This window comes from Casimicrobium huifangae, assembly GCF_009746125.1.
Lineage (GTDB): Bacteria > Pseudomonadota > Gammaproteobacteria > Burkholderiales > Casimicrobiaceae > Casimicrobium > Casimicrobium huifangae.
In genome coordinates this window covers 4,405,752-4,425,141 of the sequence record NZ_CP041352.1, presented here as the reverse complement: position 1 = coordinate 4,425,141, position 19,390 = coordinate 4,405,752, and the positions used below count along the sequence as shown (strand labels likewise).

Genomic DNA, 19,390 nt, shown 5'->3' with positions numbered 1-19,390 from the left:
TCCAGTTGGCAAAGCATATTGCAGGAGTGTGACATGGGGGTGACGCTGACCTGGATGGCGCTCGGTGCGCTGGTGGCCGCAGCGGCAGGCGCGGCCGTGCGGGGATATCGTCGCAGCGATGCTGCCCTGACGGCACTGGCCGAAGCCTCGCGACTGGACTGAGCCGGCAGAAAGGTCCCGCCCACGCTCCAGGTTGCTTCGTCGCGTGCACGGCGGGCGCATCTGCGTTAACTTCGCGGCATTCCATTGGCCACGGAGACCCCGCAGTGACACTCAGTGACGCCGATCTTGCCGATCTGAAAACGGCAAAACAATTGCTTGAGCATCCCGGCCTCGCCGCCAAGATCAGCAGCTTTGTTGGCACGCCCGTCGAGAAGGGCTTTGCGCTGTTGCCGAAGCAGTGGCACTCGGTGGTGAACGATGCCACGCAAAAGGCCATCGAATCCGCGCTGAATGTAGCGTTGTGGACGATGGACCAGGGTGAAGCGAGCCTGACGAAATCGACGCCTGCCAACTGGTGGCACAAACTGGCTGCGGGCGCCTCGGGCGCCGCTGGCGGTGCTTTTGGCCTCGCTGCGCTCGCGGTCGAGCTGCCGGTATCGACCACCATCATGCTGCGCTCAATCGCCGACATTGCTCGCAGCGAGGGCGAGAATCTCAAGCTTGCCGACGCCCGGCTGGAATGCGTGCAGGTGCTCGCGCTCGGTGGCAAGGCGAGCAGCGACGACGCGGCGGAAGTCGGCTACTTTGCAGCACGCGCGGCGATGGCAAGTGCCGTGTCGGAGGCGGCGAAGCATCTGGCTACCCAGGGCCTGACACAGCATGGGGCGCCGGCCATCGTGCGACTGATTACGCAGGTCGCGTCGAGGTTTTCCATTGTCGTCTCCGAGAAAGCTGCTGCCCAGGCGGTGCCGGTGGTGGGGGCGATTGGTGGCGCGGTGATCAACACGCTGTTCATTGATCACTTTCAGGACATGGCGCGCGGCCACTTCATTGTGCGTCGCCTGGAGCGGGCCTATGGCGCGAGCGAGGTGAAGCGGCTCTACGCCGAATCCTGAACATGCAGCAGCGATCGGGCCGCTGCCTTATTCCACCAGTCCGCCGCGCGCCGAAATGGCCGTGATGTCCACATAGCGGCTGCTGCCGCCCACCCGCATCGGGCCAAAGTCGAGCACCGGTGAGGCGCGTAGTGCCGCGCTCACCTTCGGCGCTGTGGGCTCGCCATCGACCCGCTCCAGCGCTGCTACCAGCAGCTTCGCCACCACGTAGCCTTCGAGAGTGTGTTGCGACGGCGGTTCGTCGCGATACTGCTTCATCAGATTGCGATGCTCGCGCTGGAACGGGTGAATGGTCTTGCCCGGCGGCGGCACCGTCTGCGTAATCATCATCCCTTTGGCGGCGCTGCCGGCCAGCTCGGCCAGCGTGCGGTGATCGACCGTGGAGAAGCCAAGCAGTGGCGCCAGCGGCAGGATTCGGCGGGCATGCTGCACGACCGGCGCGACGCCCAGCGCGTCACCCGCCACGATGACGGCGCCGAACGACGGTACCGCTGTTTTGCCGGCACCCGAAGCCGCCTTGCCGAGTGCCGCGAATTGCGCCGGCTTCAATTGTTGCCACTGCTGGGCGGTGCCATCAAAAGCGAACGTGAGGTTGCGGGCGCGCGCTTCCTCGCGCAAGGCAAGCGCACAGGCGTTGGCGTCCGGCCCATCGCCACGCACCAGCGCGACGGCGCCTTCGCTGAAGGTCTTTAGCATGTCGAGCAGTACCCGAGCCTCGTCGCGGTAAGTGGCGCGCACCGGCAGCACGCGATTGGCGATGCGGGCGCGATCAAGGTCGGCACCGGTCGGGGCGCCTACGATGGTGATCGCCGAGGCGCGCACGCGCGGCGCGGTGGCCGCCGCGATCAGCGTTTCTTCGCTGGTTGGCGCGATCAGCACATCGACATCATTTTCGGTGAGCAGCTTCTCCACGTTGGTTACGGCATCGGCGGCGCGACCCGAATCGTCGAGCTGCACAAGCTGAATGCGGCGGCCACGCACGCCGCCGCGGGCATTGATGGCATCAAAGTAGGTGCGAACGCCGTTGGAAAAGTCTTTGCCCAGATTCGATAGGCCAGACAGGTCGAGCGTTTGTGCGACGACGATGTCGCGGGCGTGAGCGGCCGTTGCCGTGAACGCGACGAAGGTTGCCAGCAGCGCGGCGATGAGATGTTGCGTCAGTCGGACTGGCGTCGAAGGTGGGGTCATTCCTTGCCTCAAAGTTGATGCCGCGCCAGCGTCAAGCAGCGACGCCGCGCGAGGATGGGAATGGTCCTGAAAGTTTGTTACGCGGTGGCGACGCTTATCATCTTTTGCACGAAATCCCCAGTGGGTATGGGCTCGGGCATAAATCGGCCAAAAGTCGACTTTGACACTAAATGCACTTCTAGCCCTCAATAAATAAGGGATTACCTAAAAAGCTGTCTGCGTTTGCTATCTGCCTGCGCGCCGTCGCAACGGCACTTGACTGCGATCAATGACCGCAGCGCTCGGCGCGCCACAATCCGCGTCACCGTGACGCCTGCCGACTGGATGGCGGGCGTTGTGGTGGTTACAACCATGGCCAAGAAATTCCCTATCCACCCGGCTCACCCCGAGCGCAACTGCTGGGGCTGCGACAAATATTGCGCAGCCGATCAGATGGCCTGCGGCAACGGCACCTCGCGTACCCAGCATCCGGTGGAATTCTTCGGCGACGACTGGCTCGAGTGGCAGGCACCAGCCACCGCTGTCGCGCCGGAAGTGAAAGAGACGGGCTGACCTCACACCGCCCTCGTCTGCCTCGTCAAAGACATGACAGCGGACCTCGTCGCGCCGCTCGCACCGGCTTTCATCCAAAATGCGGCAGAACGCGCTGGCCCGATTCATCCGCAATCGCGGCAATTGCCGGCGTGACCAATCACAAGGAGGAGCCATGAATCGATTCACTCGCGCTGCCGTTGCAGCCGCTGTCGTCTGCGCGCTGTACGGCGCGGCACAGGCGCAAACCATTCTGCGCTGGGGCGACGTGGTGGGCGGCAGCCACCCGCAGGTACAGATGATTGACCGCGTGGCCGCCGAGGTGAAGGCGAAGACCGGCGGTCGCGTCGAGATCCAGGCATTTGCCGGCGGCCAGATCGGCGGCTCGCGCGACATGATCGAGGCGGTGGCCAATGGGTCGCAGCAACTGGTCACCGAGGGCGCGGCCAATTTCGGCGCCTGGATTCCGTCGATCTCGGTCGTGGAGGCACCGTACATCTGGCGCGATCCACAGCATCTGATCAAGGCGCTCAATGGTCCGCTGCTGGCGCAGTACAACGAGCAACTGGTCAAGGCGCGGGGCATGCGCATTCTCGGCGCGGTGTACTACGGCACCCGTCACGTCACCACGTCCACCAAGGCGGTGAACACGCTGGCTGACATGAAGGGGCTCAAGCTTCGAGTGCCGGAGAATGACGTGTTCAAGGCGATGGCCGAGAGCTGGGGCGCGCGCCCGACGCCGATGAATTTCAATGAACTTTATCTGGCGCTCAAGCAGGGCGTCGTCGATGGTCAGGAAAATCCGCTACCCACCATCAAGAGCGGCAAGTTTTACGAAGTGCAGAAATACCTGGTGCTCTCCGGCCACATCATGACGCCGCGCCTGGTGGTGGTGAACGATGCGGCGTGGCAGAAGATCGCGGCGGCGGATCGCAAAGCCGTGGAAGATGTGCTGAAGGCGCAAATGGCGTGGGCCGACAGCCAGATCATCGCGCAGGAGAAAACCCTGGTCGACGAGTTCAAGGCGGCGGGTGTCACCGTGTTGCAGCCGGATGTGGCCGAGTGGCGCAAGGCAACGCTGGCCGCCGTGCCGCCGAAGTTTGAAGCGAAGTGGGGCAAGGGCACCTACGAGTCCATCGCCAACATGAAATGACCGCCCTGCGCTGGGCACGCGGCGCGCTGCACGCCACCGCCATCACACTCTTCGTGCTGATGGTGGGGCTGGTGTTGGCGCAGGTCGTTGCGCGCAAGTTTTTCGAGCCGCTGGTGTGGAGCGAGGAGCTGGCGCGCTACCTGTTCATCTGGGTGGCGTTCCTCGGGTGGGTCGTTGCCACGGAGCGCCGCTCGCACATTGCCATCACCCAGTTCAGCGAGCGGGCGAGCCCGCGCCTGCAGCGGGTGCTGGGCTGGTCGGGTGACATCGGTATCGTGGTGCTGATGGTCTGGTTGCTCTGGTTCGGCATGAAGCTGGTCGACAACAATCGTGACGTCGAGACCGTGACGCTGTTCTTCAACTATGCAGTGGTCTATGCCGTGCTGCCGGTGGCGGCCATTGCCATTGGCGGGCTCACGATCGCGAGAATGCGGGAGCGGCTCGGCCAATGACCACGCTGATGCTCGTCATTCTGGCGCTCTGGTTTGTGCTGCTGTTCACCGGCGCGCCGATCTATGCGCTCATGGCACTGGCAGGCGCGGCTTTCATCGCGGCGGCCGGCATCAACCCGATTGCAGTGCCGCAGAAATTGTTGAAGGCGGCCGACAGCTTTCCATTGCTGGCTGCGCCGATGTACATCCTGATGGGTTCGCTGATGAACACCTCGGGTGTTACCGAACGCATCTTCCGCTTCGCGACGGTATGTGTGGGCTGGTGGAAAGGCGGCTTGTGCCACGCCAACATTCTCGGCAGCGTGATCTTTGCTGGCATGAGCGGCTCGGCAGTGGCGGATGCGGGCGGCATCGGCACCATCGAAATCAAAGCGATGCAGGATGCGGGCTACGACACCGAGACGGCAGCGGCTGTCACCGCCGCGTCTGCCACCATCGGGCCGATCATCCCGCCGTCGCTGCCGATGATCATCTACGGCGTGTCGGCAGAGGCGTCGATTGGCGACCTGTTCCTGGGCGGTGTGGTGCCTGGCTTGCTGATGGCGGTGGCGCTGATGATCATGGTGCGGGCCATTGCGCTTCGCCGTAATCTGCCGCGGGTGCCATTCCCCGGCGCGCGTGACGTGTGGCTGGCATTCAAGGGCGCGTTCTGGGCACTGCTGTGCCCGGTGGTGCTGTTCGGCGGCATGATGAGCGGGTACTTCACCGCCACTGAATCGGCGGCGGTAGCAGCGTTCTATGCGCTGGTCGTCGGTTTGGGCTACGGCGAGTTCCGCGTCCGCGACTTGCCGCGCATCGTGCTGGACACCGTAGAGACAACGGGTGTGATGATGGCGCTGGTGATGAGCGCGGCACTGCTCGCCTATGCGCTCTCACTGTCACGCCTGCCGCAGAACTTTGGCGGCTGGCTGACGCAGACGGTGAGCTCGCCGATCATGTACCTGATTCTGGTCAACGTGATTCTGTTGATCGTCGGCTGCTTCATGGAAGCCATCGCCGCGATGCTGATCCTGATCCCGATTCTGGTGCCGCCCGCACTCGCGCTCGGGATCGACCCGATCCAGTTTGGCGTCGTCGTCGTGCTGAACCTGATGATCGGCACCATCACACCACCGGTGGGCATTGTGCTGTTCGTCACCGCCCGCGTTGCCAACTTGCCCTTCGCCGCCGTGGTGCGCGCCACCCTGCCGTTCCTGTGGCCGCTGCTTGCGGTGCTGGTGGCCATCACCTTTGTGCCGGCGCTGACGACATGGTTGCCGGGGGTGATGCGGTAACGGTGAAGATATTGGCGGCTAATGCCGCCAGACTTTGAGCCCGCGCAGGGATTCCATCGCGTCAAAGTCGCGATCATTGTGTAGCAGCGCGTGATTGTGTTCTATGCAGTAGGTGGCCTGCAGCACGTCGATCGGGCTGGCTATGGTGACCCCGCGGGCGCGCAGCTCGCGGTAGTGCTGCGCGGCGGCACGACAGATCGCGTCGCCGCCGATGGCGATGACGTCAAGCGCGCGCATTACGCTGTCGGCGGCCACATAGTCATGCTCGTGGCGAAAGCCGCGAAGCACCTCAAACAGGGCAAGGTCTGCGATGGCGACAGGCGCGGCAGCTTCGTCGAGCAATTCAGCGAGCTGCTCAACGGCGGCGGTTTCTTGACCACGGAAGAAATCAATCCACACGCTTGAATCAACCAGAATCACTTGCTGCGCGCTTTCTTTGCGGTGGCTTTCGGGGCAGCGGATGCTGAGTGGGCGTACGGCGGCGGCGCCGGGCTGTGGGCGGTGAGCGCGGTGCTTGATGAAATATCGGTGGCGCCGGCTGACAAAGGGCTGTCGTCCCATTGCAATTTGCCGCGAAGGGCAAGGATGTCGCGATACGCGGCCTTGCGCGCGAGAAGCTGCAAGCCGGCTTCAACCGCTTCGCGCTTGGTGGAAAACGGCCCGGCACGCATGGCGGCTTCCATCAAGGTGTCGTCGATATCAATGTTGGTACGCACAGCAATTGATTGAATGTGTAAAAGCAATACACATTTTACACATTCAGGTTTCCCTGAACGTCATGCCGAGCGTCCGAGGCAAGGTTTAAGCCGGCAAAAACTCCGACAACACCGCGCCAGTATGTGACTTCGCCTTTGCCTTGAGCACCGTCGGCACGTCGCCAGCGACGACCACCGTGCCGCCGCCGGTGCCGCCCTCCGGACCCATGTCGATGATCCAGTCGGCTTCGGCGATGAGGTCGAGGTTGTGTTCGATCAGGATCACCGTGTTGCCGGCGTTGACCAGCCGGTGCAGCACATGGATCAGCTTCTCCACGTCCGCCATATGCAAGCCAACCGTCGGTTCGTCGAGCACGTACAGCGTGTGCGGGTTGAGGCGGCGCTGGCCGGCGCTGCGACCAGCAGGCGCGGAGGCAGTTGCCTGCCCACTGGCGGCCAGTTTTTTCGCTCGGGCGACGGCTGCCTTGGTCGGCGCGGGCAAATCGCCTGCAGTGAGCGCAAAAGTCTCTTTCACTTTGGCGAGCTCGGTGACCAGCTTGATGCGCTGCGCCTCGCCGCCGGAGAGCGTCGGGCTCGGTTGCCCCAGCGTGAGATAGCCCAGCCCCACATCCTGCATGAGCTTCAGCGGATGATGGATGGACGGCATCGTTGCGAAAAAATCGACCGCGTCGTCGACGTCCATCGCCAGCACGTCACCAATGGATTTGTCACGCCACAGCACCGACAGCGTCTCGCTGTTGAAGCGGGCGCCGTTGCAGACGTCGCACGGCAGCTTCACGTCGGGCAGAAAGTTCATTTCCACCGTTACCATGCCGGCCCCGGCGCAGACATCGCAGCGGCCGCCGGCAGTGTTGAACGAGAAGCGACCTGGGCCGTAGCCGCGCATCTTCGCCTCGGAGGTCTCGGCGTAGAGCTTGCGGATGTTGTCCCAGAAGCCGATATAAGTGGCCGGGCAGGAGCGCGGTGTCTTGCCAATGGGCGTCTGGTCAACCTCAAGCACCCGATCCACATCCTCCCAGCCGGTCAGCGATTTGCAGCCGGTGAGTGCGGGTGCTTTTTTCCTCGTGTTGCGCGCCGCTACCAGCGCCTGCAGATTTTCATGTAGCACCTCGCGCGCAAGTGTCGATTTGCCGGAACCGGAGACGCCGGTGATCACGGATAGACGCGCGAGCGGCAGCGAGGTCGAGACATTCTTCAGGTTGTGCAGATTGGCGCCACTCACCGCAATGGCGGCGTCATTCTTGCTAACCGGCGCACGCTGATGTAGCGGATGCGCGAGCGGCTTCTTCAAGAAGCGGCCGGTGATCGACTTCGGGTTCGCCTTCAGCTCCGCAGCGGTTCCCTCGGCAACAATCTCGCCGCCGCGCACGCCTGCGCCTGGCCCAAGGTCAATGATGTGGTGCGCGCGCTTGATGGTGTCCTCGTCGTGCTCGACGACCACCAGCGTATTGCCCTTGGCCTGCAGTTTCTCCAGCGTGTCGAGCAGGATGCGGTTGTCGCGCGCATGCAGGCCAATGGTCGGTTCGTCAAGCACATAGGCAACACCCTGCAGGTTGGAGCCAAGCTGCGCGGCCAGGCGAATGCGCTGCGCCTCGCCGCCAGAGAGCGTCGGCGCCGAGCGGTCCAGCGTGAGATAGCCGAGCCCTACCTCCTGCAGGAATGCGAGCCGCGATTTCACTTCCACCAGGATGTCGCGCGCAATTTCTTCCTCGCGTACAGAGAGCTTCAACACATTCACGAAGCGCTCAACATCGATCACCGAATGCGCAACGACCGCATGAATGCCCTGCTCGCGGAAGCGCACGTTGCGCGCCACCGGGTTCAGTCGTGCGCCCTCACATGACGTGCAAAGCTCGAACGCTTCTTTCGCGTCGAGGAAGGCGTCCAGCTCGCGGTCGGCGAATTCTTCGCTGACACGATCATCACGCTTGAAGCCCTTGACGCTTTCGCCAGTGCCCTGGCAACTGGTACACCAGCCATGCTTGCTGTTGAAGGAGAACAGCCGGGGATCAAGCTCGGCGAAGCTGGTGCCGCAGCTTGGGCAGGCTCGTTTGGTGGAAAACACCGTCAGTTCGGCCTCCTCACTGCCCTTCTTCCACGACAACACCTGCACCACACCCTTGCCGTAGTCGAGGCCCGACACCAGCGCGGCGCGGAGGTCCTTCTCGCCCTTTGCCGCTACCTCAACGGTAGCAACCGGCAGTTCAATGTTGTGCTCGGCAAAGCGATCAAGGCGGGGCCACGGCGCGACCGGGATCAGCTCGCCATCCACCCGCAGATGTACAAAGCCCTTACCTTTGGCCCACTTGGCGAGATCGGTGTAGAGCCCCTTGCGATTGACCACCAGCGGTGCAAGGATCGTCGCGTGCTTGCCCTTGCATTCCTTCATGACCCGTGCGGCGATGGCATCGAGCGACTGCGGCTCGATGGGCACGTCGCAGGTCGGGCAATACTGGGTGCCGAGCTTCATCCAGAGCAGACGCAGGAAGTGATAGATCTCGGTCAGCGTGGCGACGGTCGACTTGCGCCCGCCGCGTGATACGCGCTGCTCGATTGCGACTGTTGGTGGAATGCCGTGAATGGCGTCCACGTCCGGGCGCGCCGAGGGCTGAACGAACTGGCGTGCATAGGCGTTGAGTGACTCAAGGTAGCGGCGCTGACCCTCGTTGAAGATGATGTCGAACGCCAGCGTCGATTTGCCAGAGCCGGACGGTCCGGTGATGACCGTGAAGCCCTTGGCCGGAATCTCCACGCTCACGTTTTTCAGATTGTGCTCACGGGCATGCAGTACGCTGATGTTGCGCGCGACGGCGCGATGCAGATAGGTGCCGCGCGGCTCGGCGGCCTTCAGCGTGCGCGTTGATTCAGCCAGCGAAGCCAGATCACGGTCATAGTCGTTGAGTGCCTTGCCAGTGTGCGAACGCCTGTCGCGACGGATTGCATCTGGCGTGCCGGTGAAGATCACCTCGCCGCCCGCGTCGCCGCCTTCGGGGCCAAGGTCGATCAGCCAGTCGCTGGCGTTGATCACATCGAGATTGTGTTCAATAACCACAATGGAGTGCCCGGCATCGAGCAGCTTGTCGAAGGCAGCGAGCAGCTTGGCGATGTCGTCAAAGTGCAAACCGGTGGTCGGCTCGTCGAACACGAACAGCTTGCCGCGCGGTTTGGTCGGGTCTTCCGGTTTGATGCGACGGGGCAGCATCGCAATCGGGCGCCCGCCGTCCGGACCGGCGCTCTCGGCCAGATGCCCGGCCAGTTTGAGGCGCTGCGCCTCACCGCCGGAAAGCGTTGGCACCGGCTGCCCGAGGCGCACGTAGTCGAGACCAACATCCGCGAGCGGCTGCAGGGTGCGCAACACCTCGGCGCCGCCCTTGATGTCAGCAAAGAACGCAATCGCCTCGCTGACGGTCAGCTCCAGCATGTCGCTGATGCTTTTGTCGTTGACTTTGACCTCGCGCACTTCGGCGCGGAAGCGGGTACCATCGCAATCGGGGCACCGCAGGTAAACGTCGGACAAGAACTGCATCTCGACGTGCTCAAAGCCGGAACCGGAGCAGGTCGGGCAGCGGCCGTTGCCGGCGTTGAAACTGAAGGTGCCCTGCGTGTAGCCACGCTCAACGGCGACCGCAGCTTTGGCGAAGATGGCGCGGATCGCGTCAAAGGCGCCGACAAAGCTCGCCGGGTTGGATCGCGACGACTTGCCGATCGGCGACTGGTCGACAAACACCACATCATCAATGTTCTGGTGTCCGAGTAGCAGATCGTAGGTACCCGGCGCATCGGTCGTCTTGCCCTTGACCTTGTACAGCGCCGGCACCAGAATGTCCTGCACCAGGCTTGACTTGCCGGAGCCGGAGACGCCGGTGACCGTGACCAGCCCGCGCAGCGGAAACTGCACGTCGATGCCTTTGAGATTGTTCTCGCGGGCGCCGGTGAGGGTGATGCAGTCGAGCCCCTCTCCCTTGAGGGGAGAGGGGTTGGGGAGAGGGTGACCTTGGCTCGTTCTCGCCAAGTTGGATGAGGTGGTCGCCGTCCCCCTCTCCCCCTGCCCCTCCCCCACCGGGGGGGAGGGGAGAATACGCCGCTTTCGCGTCAGCCGCTCCCGTCCCAGCAAATAGGCCGCAGTGCGCGAATCCCGCGTGCTCGCCAGCTCGCGCGGTGCGCCATCGAAGATGATGTTGCCGCCGCGCTCGCCGGGGCCGGGGCCGACATCCAGCAGGCGATCCGCCGCGAACATGATCTGCGGATCGTGTTCCACGACCACCAGCGTATTGCCGGCCGTCTTGAGCCGCTGCATGACGCCAATGATGCGCGTCATGTCGCGCGGATGCAGGCCGATGGAAGGCTCGTCCAGCACGAACAACGTGTTGGTGAGCGAAGTGCCGAGCGCAGTGGTGAGGTTGATGCGCTGCACTTCGCCGCCCGAGAGCGTGCGGCTCTGGCGGTCGAGCGTGAGATAGCCAAGCCCCACGTCGCACAGATAGCCGAGCCGCGACCGCACTTCGCCAAGCACCAGCTCGCCCGCTTCATCCATCACGGCGCCCACCGCAGCAAAGTCCAGCGTGGCGAAGAATTGTCGCAACCGTTCGATCGGCAACAGCATCAGATCGTGAATGGTGAGGCCGGGCAGCGCTTCCAGCGTGCTGCGCTCAAACTTGAAGTGGCGGGGTGAAAAGCGTTTGCCAGGTGGCAACACGGCGTCGGCATTGGCCTTCGATCCAAGCCGGAAGTTGATCGACGTCGGCTTCAGCCGGGCGCCTTCACAGGCGTTACAAGGTGTGTAGGCGCGGTACTTCGACAGCAGCACGCGGATGTGCATCTTGTACGCCTTCGACTCCAGCCAGTCGAAGAAACGCATCACGCCGTACCACCTCTTGTTGGCGTCCTTCTCCCATGAGCGCCAGGTGTCGTCACCTTCGACGATGTAGCGGCGGTCGTTCGGCCCGAGATCGCGGAACGGCACATCCATGGGGATGTTGCGGGCCGTCATGTACTTCTTCAGATCGTCCTGGCATTCCTTGAAGCTCGCGGTCTGCCACGGCTTGATCGCGCCTTCGGCCAGCGTTTTGCCTTCATCCGGAATCACCAGCCCCAGATCAACACCAATCACCCGCCCGAAGCCACGGCAGGTCTCGCAGGCACCTAGAGGATTGTTGAACGAGAACGAAGACGGATGTGGATCGCTGTAGGTGATGTCGCAGGCAGCGCAGTGCAGATCGGCCGAATAGCGCCATGTCGCCGCGTCGCCGTCCAGCACAAAGACGTTTGTCCGTCCCTTGCCGTGCAGCAGCGCGGCTTCCAGCGCCTCCATCACGCGTGCCTTCTCCGCAGTACCGATGCGCATGCGATCCTGCACCACATGCATCACGGTGACGCCGTCGCGCTTCTCCTGGCTATGTACGCGCGTGTAGCCCTGTGCCGAGAGGAACTGCTCGACCTCGGCTTCCTTGAAGTTCTCCGGCACGGTCACCGGGAAGGTGATCGCGAGACGCGGATCATCAGCCTTTGCCGCCCGCAGCTTGAGGTCTATGTAAATCGAATCCGGCGTATCCTGCCGCACCGGTTGCCCGCAGCCCTGACAATGCAGCGCTGCGAAGCGGGCGAACATTAGCTTGAGGTGATCATTCACCTCGGTCATGGTGCCTACCGTGGAGCGCGAGGTGCGCACCGGATTGGTCTGGTCAATCGCGATGGCAGGCGGGATGCCCTCGATGCGGTCCACCTGCGGCTTGTCCATGCGGTCGAGGAACTGCCGCGCATAAGGCGAGAATGTCTCAACGTAGCGCCGCTGCCCTTCGGCGTAGAGCGTGTCGAACACCAGCGACGACTTGCCCGAGCCCGACACGCCGGTCACCACGGTCAGTTCACCAGTGTGGATGTCGAGGTCGAGGTTCTTGAGGTTGTTCTGGCGCGCGCCGCGGATGCGGATGTCAGTCGTGGCGAGTGCGGTGACGTTCGCGGGCAGCGCGGGCGCAACCGATTTGCGCTTGCGGGACGGGGCAGATGCAGGCATGGAAAGCGGGGGTAAGGCAGGCCGCGCAACGGGCTTTGCGCGAGAATGTGCAGTGTATCGGTAAAGCTGTGCAAATGCACAGTAGTTGTCGGTGGCGCAAAGATCGCTACCAAACCGCATAAATAAGGCCAAACCTTGAAGAATCTACTGCTGCTTTCCAACTCGCGCATGCCTGATCGTGGCTATCTTGAGCACGCCGTTGATGCGATCCGCGAGACGCTGGGTGACGCCAAAAAGGTGGTGCTGATTCCGTTCGCCAGCGTCACCATCGTCTGGGATTCGACCGCGAAGAACGTACGTCTCGGCCTGCAGGTGCTGCGGGATGAAGGCGTGGAAATCACGGCGATCCATCACTTCAAGGACCCAATCGCGGCGCTCGCCGAGTGCGACGCCATCATGGTCAACGGCGGCAACACCTTCAACCTGCTGCATCATTTGCGTCGCAAGGAGCTGATCGTACCGCTGCGCAACGAGATTCTGAAGGGCAAGCCCTACGTCGGCTGGAGCGCGGGCAGCGGCATCTGCGCGCCGACCATCCGCACCAGCAACGACATGCCCATCATCGATCCGGCCGGGCTCGATTCATTGGGTGTCATCAACTTCCAGCTGAATGCGCACTACACCAACGCCGTGCCCGAGGGCTGGATGGGTGAGACGCGCGATCAGCGTCTCGCGGAGTTCCTGCACATCAACCCGACGATGCCGGTGTTTGGTCTGCCCGAGGGCGACTGGCTGCGCGTCAAGGGTACGCCGTTGGGCGACGAGATCACGCTGCACGGGCCGTTTCCAGGTAAGTGGTTTCGCGCCGGGCAGGAGCCGGCGGAGGTGGCCAGCGGGTCACTGCTCGCCTGAGCGACTGTCATCGGCCGCAGATGTAGCTCGAGATTTTTTGCAGTCGCGATGTATTTGCGACATGCGAGCCGGCTCTGTCGGAAGTGGGAAGCAACGGTGCACTCGGCGCCGTTCACCCGTTCCAATTCTCGACAAGGACTCGCCATGAAACTCATCTCCCGTATCGCTTCCGCCGCCGCCATCGTGCTGCTCGTCGCCGCTGCCGTGCAGTCGCCAGTCCAGGCGCGCTCCAGCACCGACATCGGCCACGGCACCACCTGCTACAACGTTCCGACGACCAATCCGGATGGCAGCATCACCTGGACGCGCGTCTGCTTCAAGCGTGCCTGAGCGGCGTGCTTCGCCTGCTGGCTGCGTGCGCAGCGCTTGCCTGCGTGACAGCAGGTGTCGCGGCCGACAACAGCGCCCGCTTTGATGTTGAAGCCGGCGCCGGCTGGGAAGATTCTTCCTCTCCCCTGTTGCGCCTTTCAGAAGATGGCGCGCTGGTTCAAATCGTCGGCTTGTCGCGACTGGCCGGACCGGTCGGTCGTCTGGCGGTCGACGCCAGCAACGACTGGGCGCTGACCGGCGCCTTGCGTCTGTCGCTCACGGCGCACGGTGAGACGCGCTGGTCGCCGTCAAGCCGCAGCCTGAATCTCGGCGCAGCTCTGGCCGAGGCCGGATTGCGCTGGCAGTTGGGCACTGGCTCGATCGGCGTCAGTCCGTCCCTGCTGCTGCTCTCGGTCGCCAACCGGCCGTTTCGCGCAGCCGACAGCATGCGCTTCGACTGGAGCGAAGTCGATGCCGACGGTGGCATGCGCGCGCTGCGCGTCGAATCCGGCCGCTATCGCCACGCCGCCGAATACCTTGATCTCGATGCCGATGTACGATCCATCTCCGGCAATCGACGCTGGAAGTTTCCCGCCGCCGCTATCGAAAGCATCGAAATCGCCGCCGGCGTGCGCAAAGAGCGCAATCGCCGCGGTCTGCCGGATCTCTCCAATCGCGGCGCCCACGCCAGTGTCGAACTGGGCTGGAAGCTCGCCGGTGCTGACTGGACCGCCAACGCGCTCTGGCAGGTCTCACGCTTTCGTGCGCCGGGACCGGATGAGCTGGGCGTGCGTCGCGATCGTTTCCTCGCCCTGGACGTCACCGCCGAATGGCCGCTGAGCCAGCGCCTCGCGTTGCGCACTTCACTGGCCACCTCCGACAACCGCTCGCAGCCGGCGATCTACAACAACCGTCGCCACGCGGTGGACATCGCGCTGGTCGCCCGCTGGTAAGTTGCACGGCACATTGACGGGCTGACGCGGGTAATCGAAGGCAATTGGCTTTTTGTCAGAAGCCTCATTTGCATTGGGCTAGAGTGCAGTTTTATGCAAAAGTCGATCTGCCGCTATTTGGACTGTCCAGCCCATTGCCAATAAGGCTTTCGTTGGAAAGTTGTTTGCGCGGTCGCTGCATCGAACCTTGCTTGCGCGGGGTCGCGTGTGCGAAGCTTTCCGCATGAACAGCGAACTGCAATCACTATTTGACGAACACCATGTCGCCGACCCGGCGCGCCGCGCGTTGCGCTATGCCTTCGCGTATGCGTGTGCCGAGCGTGTACGACACCGGCTGGAGGACGCGCGCGCCATCGAACTGCTGGATGTGCTGAAGGCTTACGTCGAAGGCCGTGTCGACGAAGCCGTGCTGACGGCAGCCGCTGAAGAAGCCGCCGTCGTTGCCAATCGCCACCGTGGTTCACCCTCGATCGACGGTTCGCAGCATTCCGCCGTGTCCGGCACCTACGCGGTGGCGAAGGCGCTGGCCGGCAAGGCCCTCGACGCGGCCGATTACGCCGCCTATTCCACGGTCTACGGGTACGGCGGCTACGCGGTCAACGAGCCCGACGCCTTTGCGCCGGAGCATGGCTGGCAAGTCAGCACGCTGAAGACGTTGCTCGCGAAAAACGCCGTTGTCGCATGATGGATGCGGAATTACAGCTTGACGATACCGTCTGCAGGCTGACTTTTGGCGACAACGCGCCGCGCAGCATCGAGTTTCCGGTCAGCATCGCCCAACTCATCCGCGATGTGCTGACACACACGCCGCCAACCGCGCTGCAAGTCGAACGGGCGATTGCGCTGATCGAGGATGCCATCATGCCGTTCGCCACGCAGATTCCGCCGGCACTCCATGTGCGCAGTGCCAGCGCAGCGGTGCAGCAGATCGCAACGGCGGCGCTTGGCAGCCCGGCAGCAGCCTCAGACGCTGACCTCGGTGTCGAAGCGATCGAGGCGCTGTTTTCGCGCTGGGTGCGCATGGTGAACGGCGCTCCGGCTGCGCGTGAGGGCGTGCCTGAGGACCGTGAATTTGCCGCTGGCGTGATCTTGCTGCGCGAATGCATGCACCACCTGCGCTGGGCGGCGTTACGCTGGTCGCCCCGGCGATGACCGGCAGCGATGGCGCCCGTCAATGTTGCGTGCTGCGCAAGGCATCGCGATAGTGGATCAAGTCCAGCGTGGTGATTGCCGGCGCGTTGTTGCCCCATGCGCTTCGTACGTAGTTGAGCAGCGCTGTAAGGTCATCGTCGCCTAGCAGGTGGTAGAACGGCGGCATGCCGTGCGGCTGCGGGTTGCCCGCCGTGGCGGGGGCGAAGCCGCCGGAGAGCACTACGCGATACAGATTCGTCGTGTTCGCCATCAGCACGGTGCGGTTGCCGGCCAGTGCCGGGTATGCGCCCGCCTTGCCTTCGCCGTCCTTGCCGTGGCAACCAGCACAGTGCTCCTTGTAGAGCGCGCTGCCGCGATCCGCTGCTGCTGTGCGGCCCGAGCTCACTGTTTGCGGCGACGGCTTGAACGCCACGCCGCGAGTCACCGGCAAGGCCTTGAGGTAGGTTGCCATCGCCAGTGCGTCGTCATTGCTCAGGTATTGCGTGCTCTGGAACACGATCTCCGCCATCGGGCCGAAGGCGGCGCCTTGCGGCGAGGTGCCGCTTTGCAGCCAGCGGGCGATGTCGGCAAGCGGCCAGTCGGCCACGCTGGCTTCGTCGCGCGCAGTCAGTGACGGCGCATACCAGTCGTTCAGCGGCATCATCGCGCCGTCGTAAGCGTGGCCGGCGAGCGGTGCGCCGAGCGCGTTGCGGGTGCTGTGGCAGGCACCGCAGTGCGCAAGGCCCTGCACGAGGTAAGCGCCGCGCTGCCAGGCGGCGGACTGCGAGGTATCCACCTGCAAGCTGGCTGGCTTGAAATAAAGCAGCCGCCACATCGCCAGCGCCAGTGAACTATCGTAGGGGAATGTCAGCGCGTGCGCAGTGTTGACGCGATGCACTGGCGCCACCCGGTTCATCAGGTAGGCGTAAATCGCGTCGGAGTCCTCGCGCGTGATCTGCGTGAAGTTCGGATAGGGGAATGCCGGGTAGAGCATGCGACCATCGCGCGAGCGGCCTTCGTGCAGGGCACGGTAGAACGCATCGCTTGACCAGTCGCCAATACCAGTGGCGCGATCAGGTGTCAGGTTGCCGGCGTAGACGGCGCCGAACGGCGTATCGACCGCGCGGCCCCCCGCGTACGCTTCGCCGCCGCGCGCAGTGTGGCAGCCGGCACAGTTGCCGATGCGGGCCAGATATTCACCACGTTCGATTTGAGCGGCGGTCGCTGCCAAATTGCCCGCACTTGCCGGCAGTGCACTGGTCGCGAACTCGCGCGCTAACAGCGTGACCCACGCCACCACCAGCACGCCGAAAGCAATCAGCGCGCCCCAAACGACGCGGCGCAGCTTCATTGCGGCACCCCGCCACACTTCAGCGGCAACGGCCCGGGTGCGGCCGCCACCGGCTTGCTGCTCGGTGGCATCGGCTGCGCGGCGAGCCATGCTGCCACCGCGTTGATGTCGGCCTGCGTCAGTGACTTTGCCATCTCGCCCATGCAGTCGGGCGTTTGTGCCTTGCGTTGCCCGGCACGCCATGCGCCCAGCTGCGCGCTCATGTAGGCGGCGGGCAGGCCAAGCAATCCGGGGATGGCCGGCGTGACACCGGTCAGCGGTGTGCCGTGGCATTGCGAACAGGCGGGCAGCTTGCGCGATGCGTCGCCGCGCAGCACCAATGCCTCACCGTGACGCAGCTCATCTACCGTCGCCTTTGACGCAACCGGTGGCGGATAGGGCAAATCCAGCGCTGAAAAGTACGCCGCGATCTCGCGCAGGTAACTATCCGACAGTGGTTGCAGCAAATGCGACATCGCCGCGTTGTTGCGGCGACCATCGCGGAAGTTCTGCAACTGGTTATAGAGATACCCAGCCGGTTTGCCCGCGATGCGTGGCAGGTACTCAGCATTGATGGTGCGCCCTTCCTTGCCATGGCAGGCGGTGCAGGCGGCGAGGCGGTCGGTGAGATCGGTGGCACGGGCAGGCGCATCGGCCGCGAGCGCGTGCAGTGACAAAGTTGCCAGCGCGCTGGCAGTCAGCAATGAACAGATACGCATGACGAGATTATCGACGCTCGTGCGAGCGCGTGCGGGGAGCGTGCTGTTGGCACACACCAGCTTTGCGCGGAGCGTTCTTTTGATTCTTGCCAGACGATGCGCGCTAAAAACGCACGCCAGGGCTTGCCGCCATCGAAGCGTGCCCTCAATGAAGTCAAAGCAGCACGATGTCGTACTGCTCCTGTGAATAACCGGCATCCACCTGCAGTGATATCGGCTTGCCGATGTCGTCGGAGAGGTGCGCGAGGGTGGCGGATTCGTCGTCGAGCAGCAGGTCGATCACGCTTTGTGATGCCAGGATGCGGAACTCGCGCGGGTTGAACTGCTTGGCTTCGCGCATCACTTCGCGCAGGATCTCGTAGCAGACTGTCTGTGCGGTCTTGATCTCGCCGCGGCCGTTGCAGGTGGGGCAAGGCTCACAGAGGATGTGGGCCAGCGATTCGCGGGTGCGCTTGCGTGTCATCTCCACCAGACCGAGATGGGTGAAGCCATTCACCGTGAGCCGCGTGCGGTCGGTAGCGATCGCCGTGTTGAGCGCATCAAGCACGGCGGCGCGGTGCTCCGGCAAATCCATATCGATGAAGTCGATGATGATGATGCCGCCAAGATTGCGCAGGCGCAGTTGCCGCGCAATGGTCTGCGCCGCCTCCAGATTGGTCTTGAAGATGGTGTCGTCGAACGAGCGCACGCCGACGAAGCCACCGGTGTTCACGTCGATGGTGGTCAGCGCTTCGGTCTGGTCGATGATCAGGTAGCCACCGCTCTTGAGGTCGACGCGGCGATGCAGCGCCCGTTCGATCTCCTGCTCCACGCCATACATGTCGAACAGCGGGCGCATGCCTTCATGCAGCTGGATGTGATCGGTCACCGTCGGGGCGTAGCGCAGCGCGAAGTCGAGCATCGCCTTGTGTGCTTCGACGGAATCGACCAGCACGCGGCGGGTGTTTTCGCTCGAAAAGTCTCGCAGCACACGCTCGGCGAGCGTCAGATCCTGATGCACCAGCGTGCCGGCGCGGGTGGACCGGGCGCGGCTCTGCACGTCGGCCCACAGCTTGGTGAGGTACTCGACGTCGCGGGCGAGGTCGCGCTCGGTGGCGCGCTCGGCCATGGTGCGGATGATGAAGCCGCCGCGCGATTCGTCGTCCGGCAACAGCTTGGTCAGTGTCTCCTTCAGCAGCGTGCGTTCGGCCTCGTCCTCGATGCGCTGCGAGATGCCGATGTGCGAATCCTGCGGCAGGTGCACCAGCAGCCGACCGGCCAGCGAAATTTGCGTGGACAGCCGCGCGCCCTTAGTGCCGATCGGGTCCTTGATCACCTGCACGATCAGCGGCTGGCCTTCGTGCAGCAGCTTTTCGATCGGCTTTGGTGTTGATTCCGGCGAGTGCTGCGCCTGGCGGTATTCCCAGATGTCGGCGACATGCAGGAAGGCAGCGCGCTCCAGCCCGATCTCGATGAATGCGCTCTGCATGCCGGGCAGCACGCGGGCGACGCGACCGAGGTAGATATTGCCGACCAGACCGCGATGGCTGGCACGTTCAATGTGCAGCTCGTCGATCACGCCGTGATCAAGCACCGCCACCCGCGTCTCCTGCGGCGTGACGTTGATGAGGATTTCCTCAGCCATCGGCTGACCCCAAAGAATTTCTGTTGCGTTCGCCACCGCTGATCATGCGGCGATGACGAAACCACCAGGAACTCCGCCGCCAGCACC

The 19,390-nt window shown here is 63.7% G+C and carries 18 protein-coding genes; 11 read left to right on the top strand and 7 right to left on the bottom strand.

Translation table 11 applies throughout. From position 1 onward, the window contains the following. Positions 1-33: 33 nt before the first annotated feature. Positions 34-162, top strand: coding sequence for a hypothetical protein (locus FKL89_RS20490; RefSeq protein ID WP_272953714.1), 129 nt, complete (start codon positions 34-36; stop codon positions 160-162). A gap of 104 nt (positions 163-266) precedes the next feature. Next, complete coding sequence (locus FKL89_RS19985) at positions 267-1,058, top strand: EcsC family protein (protein ID WP_156864459.1); 792 nt, start codon at positions 267-269, stop codon at positions 1,056-1,058. Positions 1,059-1,085: 27 nt separating this feature from the next. Here FKL89_RS19985 and FKL89_RS19980 read toward each other — a convergent pair whose 3' ends face one another. Beyond that, the gene (locus FKL89_RS19980; protein ID WP_156864458.1) at positions 1,086-2,246 is read right to left on the bottom strand and encodes an ABC transporter substrate-binding protein; all 1,161 of its coding nucleotides are present in this window, start codon (positions 2,244-2,246) and stop codon (positions 1,086-1,088) included. Positions 2,247-2,597: 351 nt separating this feature from the next. Between FKL89_RS19980 and FKL89_RS19975 the strand changes: the two genes are divergently transcribed. From FKL89_RS19975 to FKL89_RS19960, 4 genes are all read left to right on the top strand, one after another. After that, entirely contained in the window at positions 2,598-2,798 is a 201-nt protein-coding gene (locus tag FKL89_RS19975; protein WP_156864813.1) for a DUF3079 domain-containing protein, read from the top strand. A gap of 154 nt (positions 2,799-2,952) precedes the next feature. Continuing rightward, the gene (locus FKL89_RS19970) at positions 2,953-3,930 is read left to right on the top strand and encodes a sialic acid TRAP transporter substrate-binding protein SiaP (protein WP_156864457.1); all 978 of its coding nucleotides are present in this window, start codon (positions 2,953-2,955) and stop codon (positions 3,928-3,930) included. Next, on the top strand, positions 3,927-4,382 hold the full coding sequence (locus FKL89_RS19965; RefSeq protein WP_156864456.1) for a TRAP transporter small permease: 456 nt from the start codon (positions 3,927-3,929) through the stop codon (positions 4,380-4,382). The genes FKL89_RS19970 and FKL89_RS19965 overlap by 4 nt, the downstream gene beginning before the upstream one ends. Then, positions 4,379-5,656, top strand: a complete 1,278-nt coding sequence (locus FKL89_RS19960) for a TRAP transporter large permease (RefSeq protein ID WP_156864455.1) — start codon at positions 4,379-4,381, stop codon at positions 5,654-5,656. The genes FKL89_RS19965 and FKL89_RS19960 overlap by 4 nt, the downstream gene beginning before the upstream one ends. Before the next feature lie 18 nt (positions 5,657-5,674). Here FKL89_RS19960 and vapC read toward each other — a convergent pair whose 3' ends face one another. From vapC to FKL89_RS19945, 3 genes are all read right to left on the bottom strand, one after another. After that, positions 5,675-6,076 carry a type II toxin-antitoxin system VapC family toxin gene (vapC, locus tag FKL89_RS19955; protein ID WP_156864454.1) on the bottom strand — a complete coding sequence of 134 codons (402 nt, stop codon included), beginning with the start codon at positions 6,074-6,076 and terminating at the stop codon, positions 5,675-5,677. Next, positions 6,073-6,372 (bottom strand): type II toxin-antitoxin system VapB family antitoxin, encoded by a 300-nt coding sequence (locus FKL89_RS19950; protein WP_156864453.1) that lies wholly within the window; start codon positions 6,370-6,372, stop codon positions 6,073-6,075. The genes vapC and FKL89_RS19950 overlap by 4 nt, the downstream gene beginning before the upstream one ends. An 85-nt stretch (positions 6,373-6,457) precedes the next feature. Then, positions 6,458-12,385, bottom strand: coding sequence for an excinuclease ABC subunit UvrA (locus FKL89_RS19945; RefSeq protein WP_162527606.1), 5,928 nt, complete (start codon positions 12,383-12,385; stop codon positions 6,458-6,460). 135 nt (positions 12,386-12,520) lie between these two features. Between FKL89_RS19945 and pepE the strand changes: the two genes are divergently transcribed. The 5 genes from pepE (at position 12,521) to FKL89_RS19920 (ending at position 15,651) form a co-directional block, all read left to right on the top strand. Then, complete coding sequence (pepE, locus tag FKL89_RS19940; RefSeq protein WP_156864452.1) at positions 12,521-13,237, top strand: dipeptidase PepE; 717 nt, start codon at positions 12,521-12,523, stop codon at positions 13,235-13,237. A gap of 144 nt (positions 13,238-13,381) precedes the next feature. Further along, entirely contained in the window at positions 13,382-13,567 is a 186-nt protein-coding gene (locus FKL89_RS19935; protein ID WP_156864451.1) for a hypothetical protein, read from the top strand. Positions 13,568-13,572: 5 nt separating this feature from the next. Beyond that, complete coding sequence (locus FKL89_RS19930) at positions 13,573-14,499, top strand: hypothetical protein (RefSeq protein WP_238363443.1); 927 nt, start codon at positions 13,573-13,575, stop codon at positions 14,497-14,499. Between the two features lie 223 nt (positions 14,500-14,722). Beyond that, the gene (locus FKL89_RS19925) at positions 14,723-15,184 is read left to right on the top strand and encodes a hypothetical protein (RefSeq protein WP_156864449.1); all 462 of its coding nucleotides are present in this window, start codon (positions 14,723-14,725) and stop codon (positions 15,182-15,184) included. After that, complete coding sequence (locus tag FKL89_RS19920) at positions 15,181-15,651, top strand: hypothetical protein (RefSeq protein WP_156864448.1); 471 nt, start codon at positions 15,181-15,183, stop codon at positions 15,649-15,651. The genes FKL89_RS19925 and FKL89_RS19920 overlap by 4 nt, the downstream gene beginning before the upstream one ends. A 19-nt stretch (positions 15,652-15,670) precedes the next feature. Here the strand turns inward: FKL89_RS19920 and FKL89_RS19915 are convergent, their stop codons facing one another. The 3 genes from FKL89_RS19915 to rng all read right to left on the bottom strand — a co-directional run bounded on the left by FKL89_RS19915 (position 15,671) and on the right by rng (position 19,303). Continuing rightward, positions 15,671-17,071: a c-type cytochrome gene (locus FKL89_RS19915; protein ID WP_238363442.1), complete on the bottom strand. Its 1,401-nt coding sequence runs from the start codon at positions 17,069-17,071 to the stop codon at positions 15,671-15,673. Beyond that, on the bottom strand, positions 16,978-17,679 hold the full coding sequence (locus tag FKL89_RS19910) for a c-type cytochrome (protein WP_156864447.1): 702 nt from the start codon (positions 17,677-17,679) through the stop codon (positions 16,978-16,980). Before FKL89_RS19910 ends, FKL89_RS19915 begins: the two co-directional genes overlap by 94 nt. Positions 17,680-17,833: 154 nt before the next feature. Continuing rightward, positions 17,834-19,303: a ribonuclease G gene (gene rng, locus FKL89_RS19905; RefSeq protein ID WP_156864446.1), complete on the bottom strand. Its 1,470-nt coding sequence runs from the start codon at positions 19,301-19,303 to the stop codon at positions 17,834-17,836. Positions 19,304-19,390 lie beyond the last annotated feature (87 nt).

Bases quoted from the DNA above. Each gene is read 5' to 3' on its own strand.
- FKL89_RS19915 (WP_238363442.1), bottom strand. From the start codon at position 17,071: ATGGCTCGCCGCGCAGCCGATGCCACCGAGCAGCAAGCCGGTGGCGGC.
- FKL89_RS19965 (WP_156864456.1), top strand. From the start codon at position 3,927: ATGACCGCCCTGCGCTGGGCACGCGGCGCGCTGCACGCCACCGCCATC.
- FKL89_RS19925 (WP_156864449.1), top strand. From the start codon at position 14,723: ATGAACAGCGAACTGCAATCACTATTTGACGAACACCATGTCGCCGAC.
- FKL89_RS19970 (WP_156864457.1), top strand. From the start codon at position 2,953: ATGAATCGATTCACTCGCGCTGCCGTTGCAGCCGCTGTCGTCTGCGCG.
- FKL89_RS19975 (WP_156864813.1), top strand. From the start codon at position 2,598: ATGGCCAAGAAATTCCCTATCCACCCGGCTCACCCCGAGCGCAACTGC.
- FKL89_RS19980 (WP_156864458.1), bottom strand. From the start codon at position 2,246: ATGACCCCACCTTCGACGCCAGTCCGACTGACGCAACATCTCATCGCC.
- rng (WP_156864446.1), bottom strand. From the start codon at position 19,303: ATGGCTGAGGAAATCCTCATCAACGTCACGCCGCAGGAGACGCGGGTG.
- FKL89_RS19920 (WP_156864448.1), top strand. From the start codon at position 15,181: ATGATGGATGCGGAATTACAGCTTGACGATACCGTCTGCAGGCTGACT.
- FKL89_RS20490 (WP_272953714.1), top strand. From the start codon at position 34: ATGGGGGTGACGCTGACCTGGATGGCGCTCGGTGCGCTGGTGGCCGCA.
- FKL89_RS19960 (WP_156864455.1), top strand. From the start codon at position 4,379: ATGACCACGCTGATGCTCGTCATTCTGGCGCTCTGGTTTGTGCTGCTG.
- FKL89_RS19910 (WP_156864447.1), bottom strand. From the start codon at position 17,679: ATGCGTATCTGTTCATTGCTGACTGCCAGCGCGCTGGCAACTTTGTCA.
- FKL89_RS19935 (WP_156864451.1), top strand. From the start codon at position 13,382: ATGAAACTCATCTCCCGTATCGCTTCCGCCGCCGCCATCGTGCTGCTC.
- FKL89_RS19945 (WP_162527606.1), bottom strand. From the start codon at position 12,385: ATGCCTGCATCTGCCCCGTCCCGCAAGCGCAAATCGGTTGCGCCCGCG.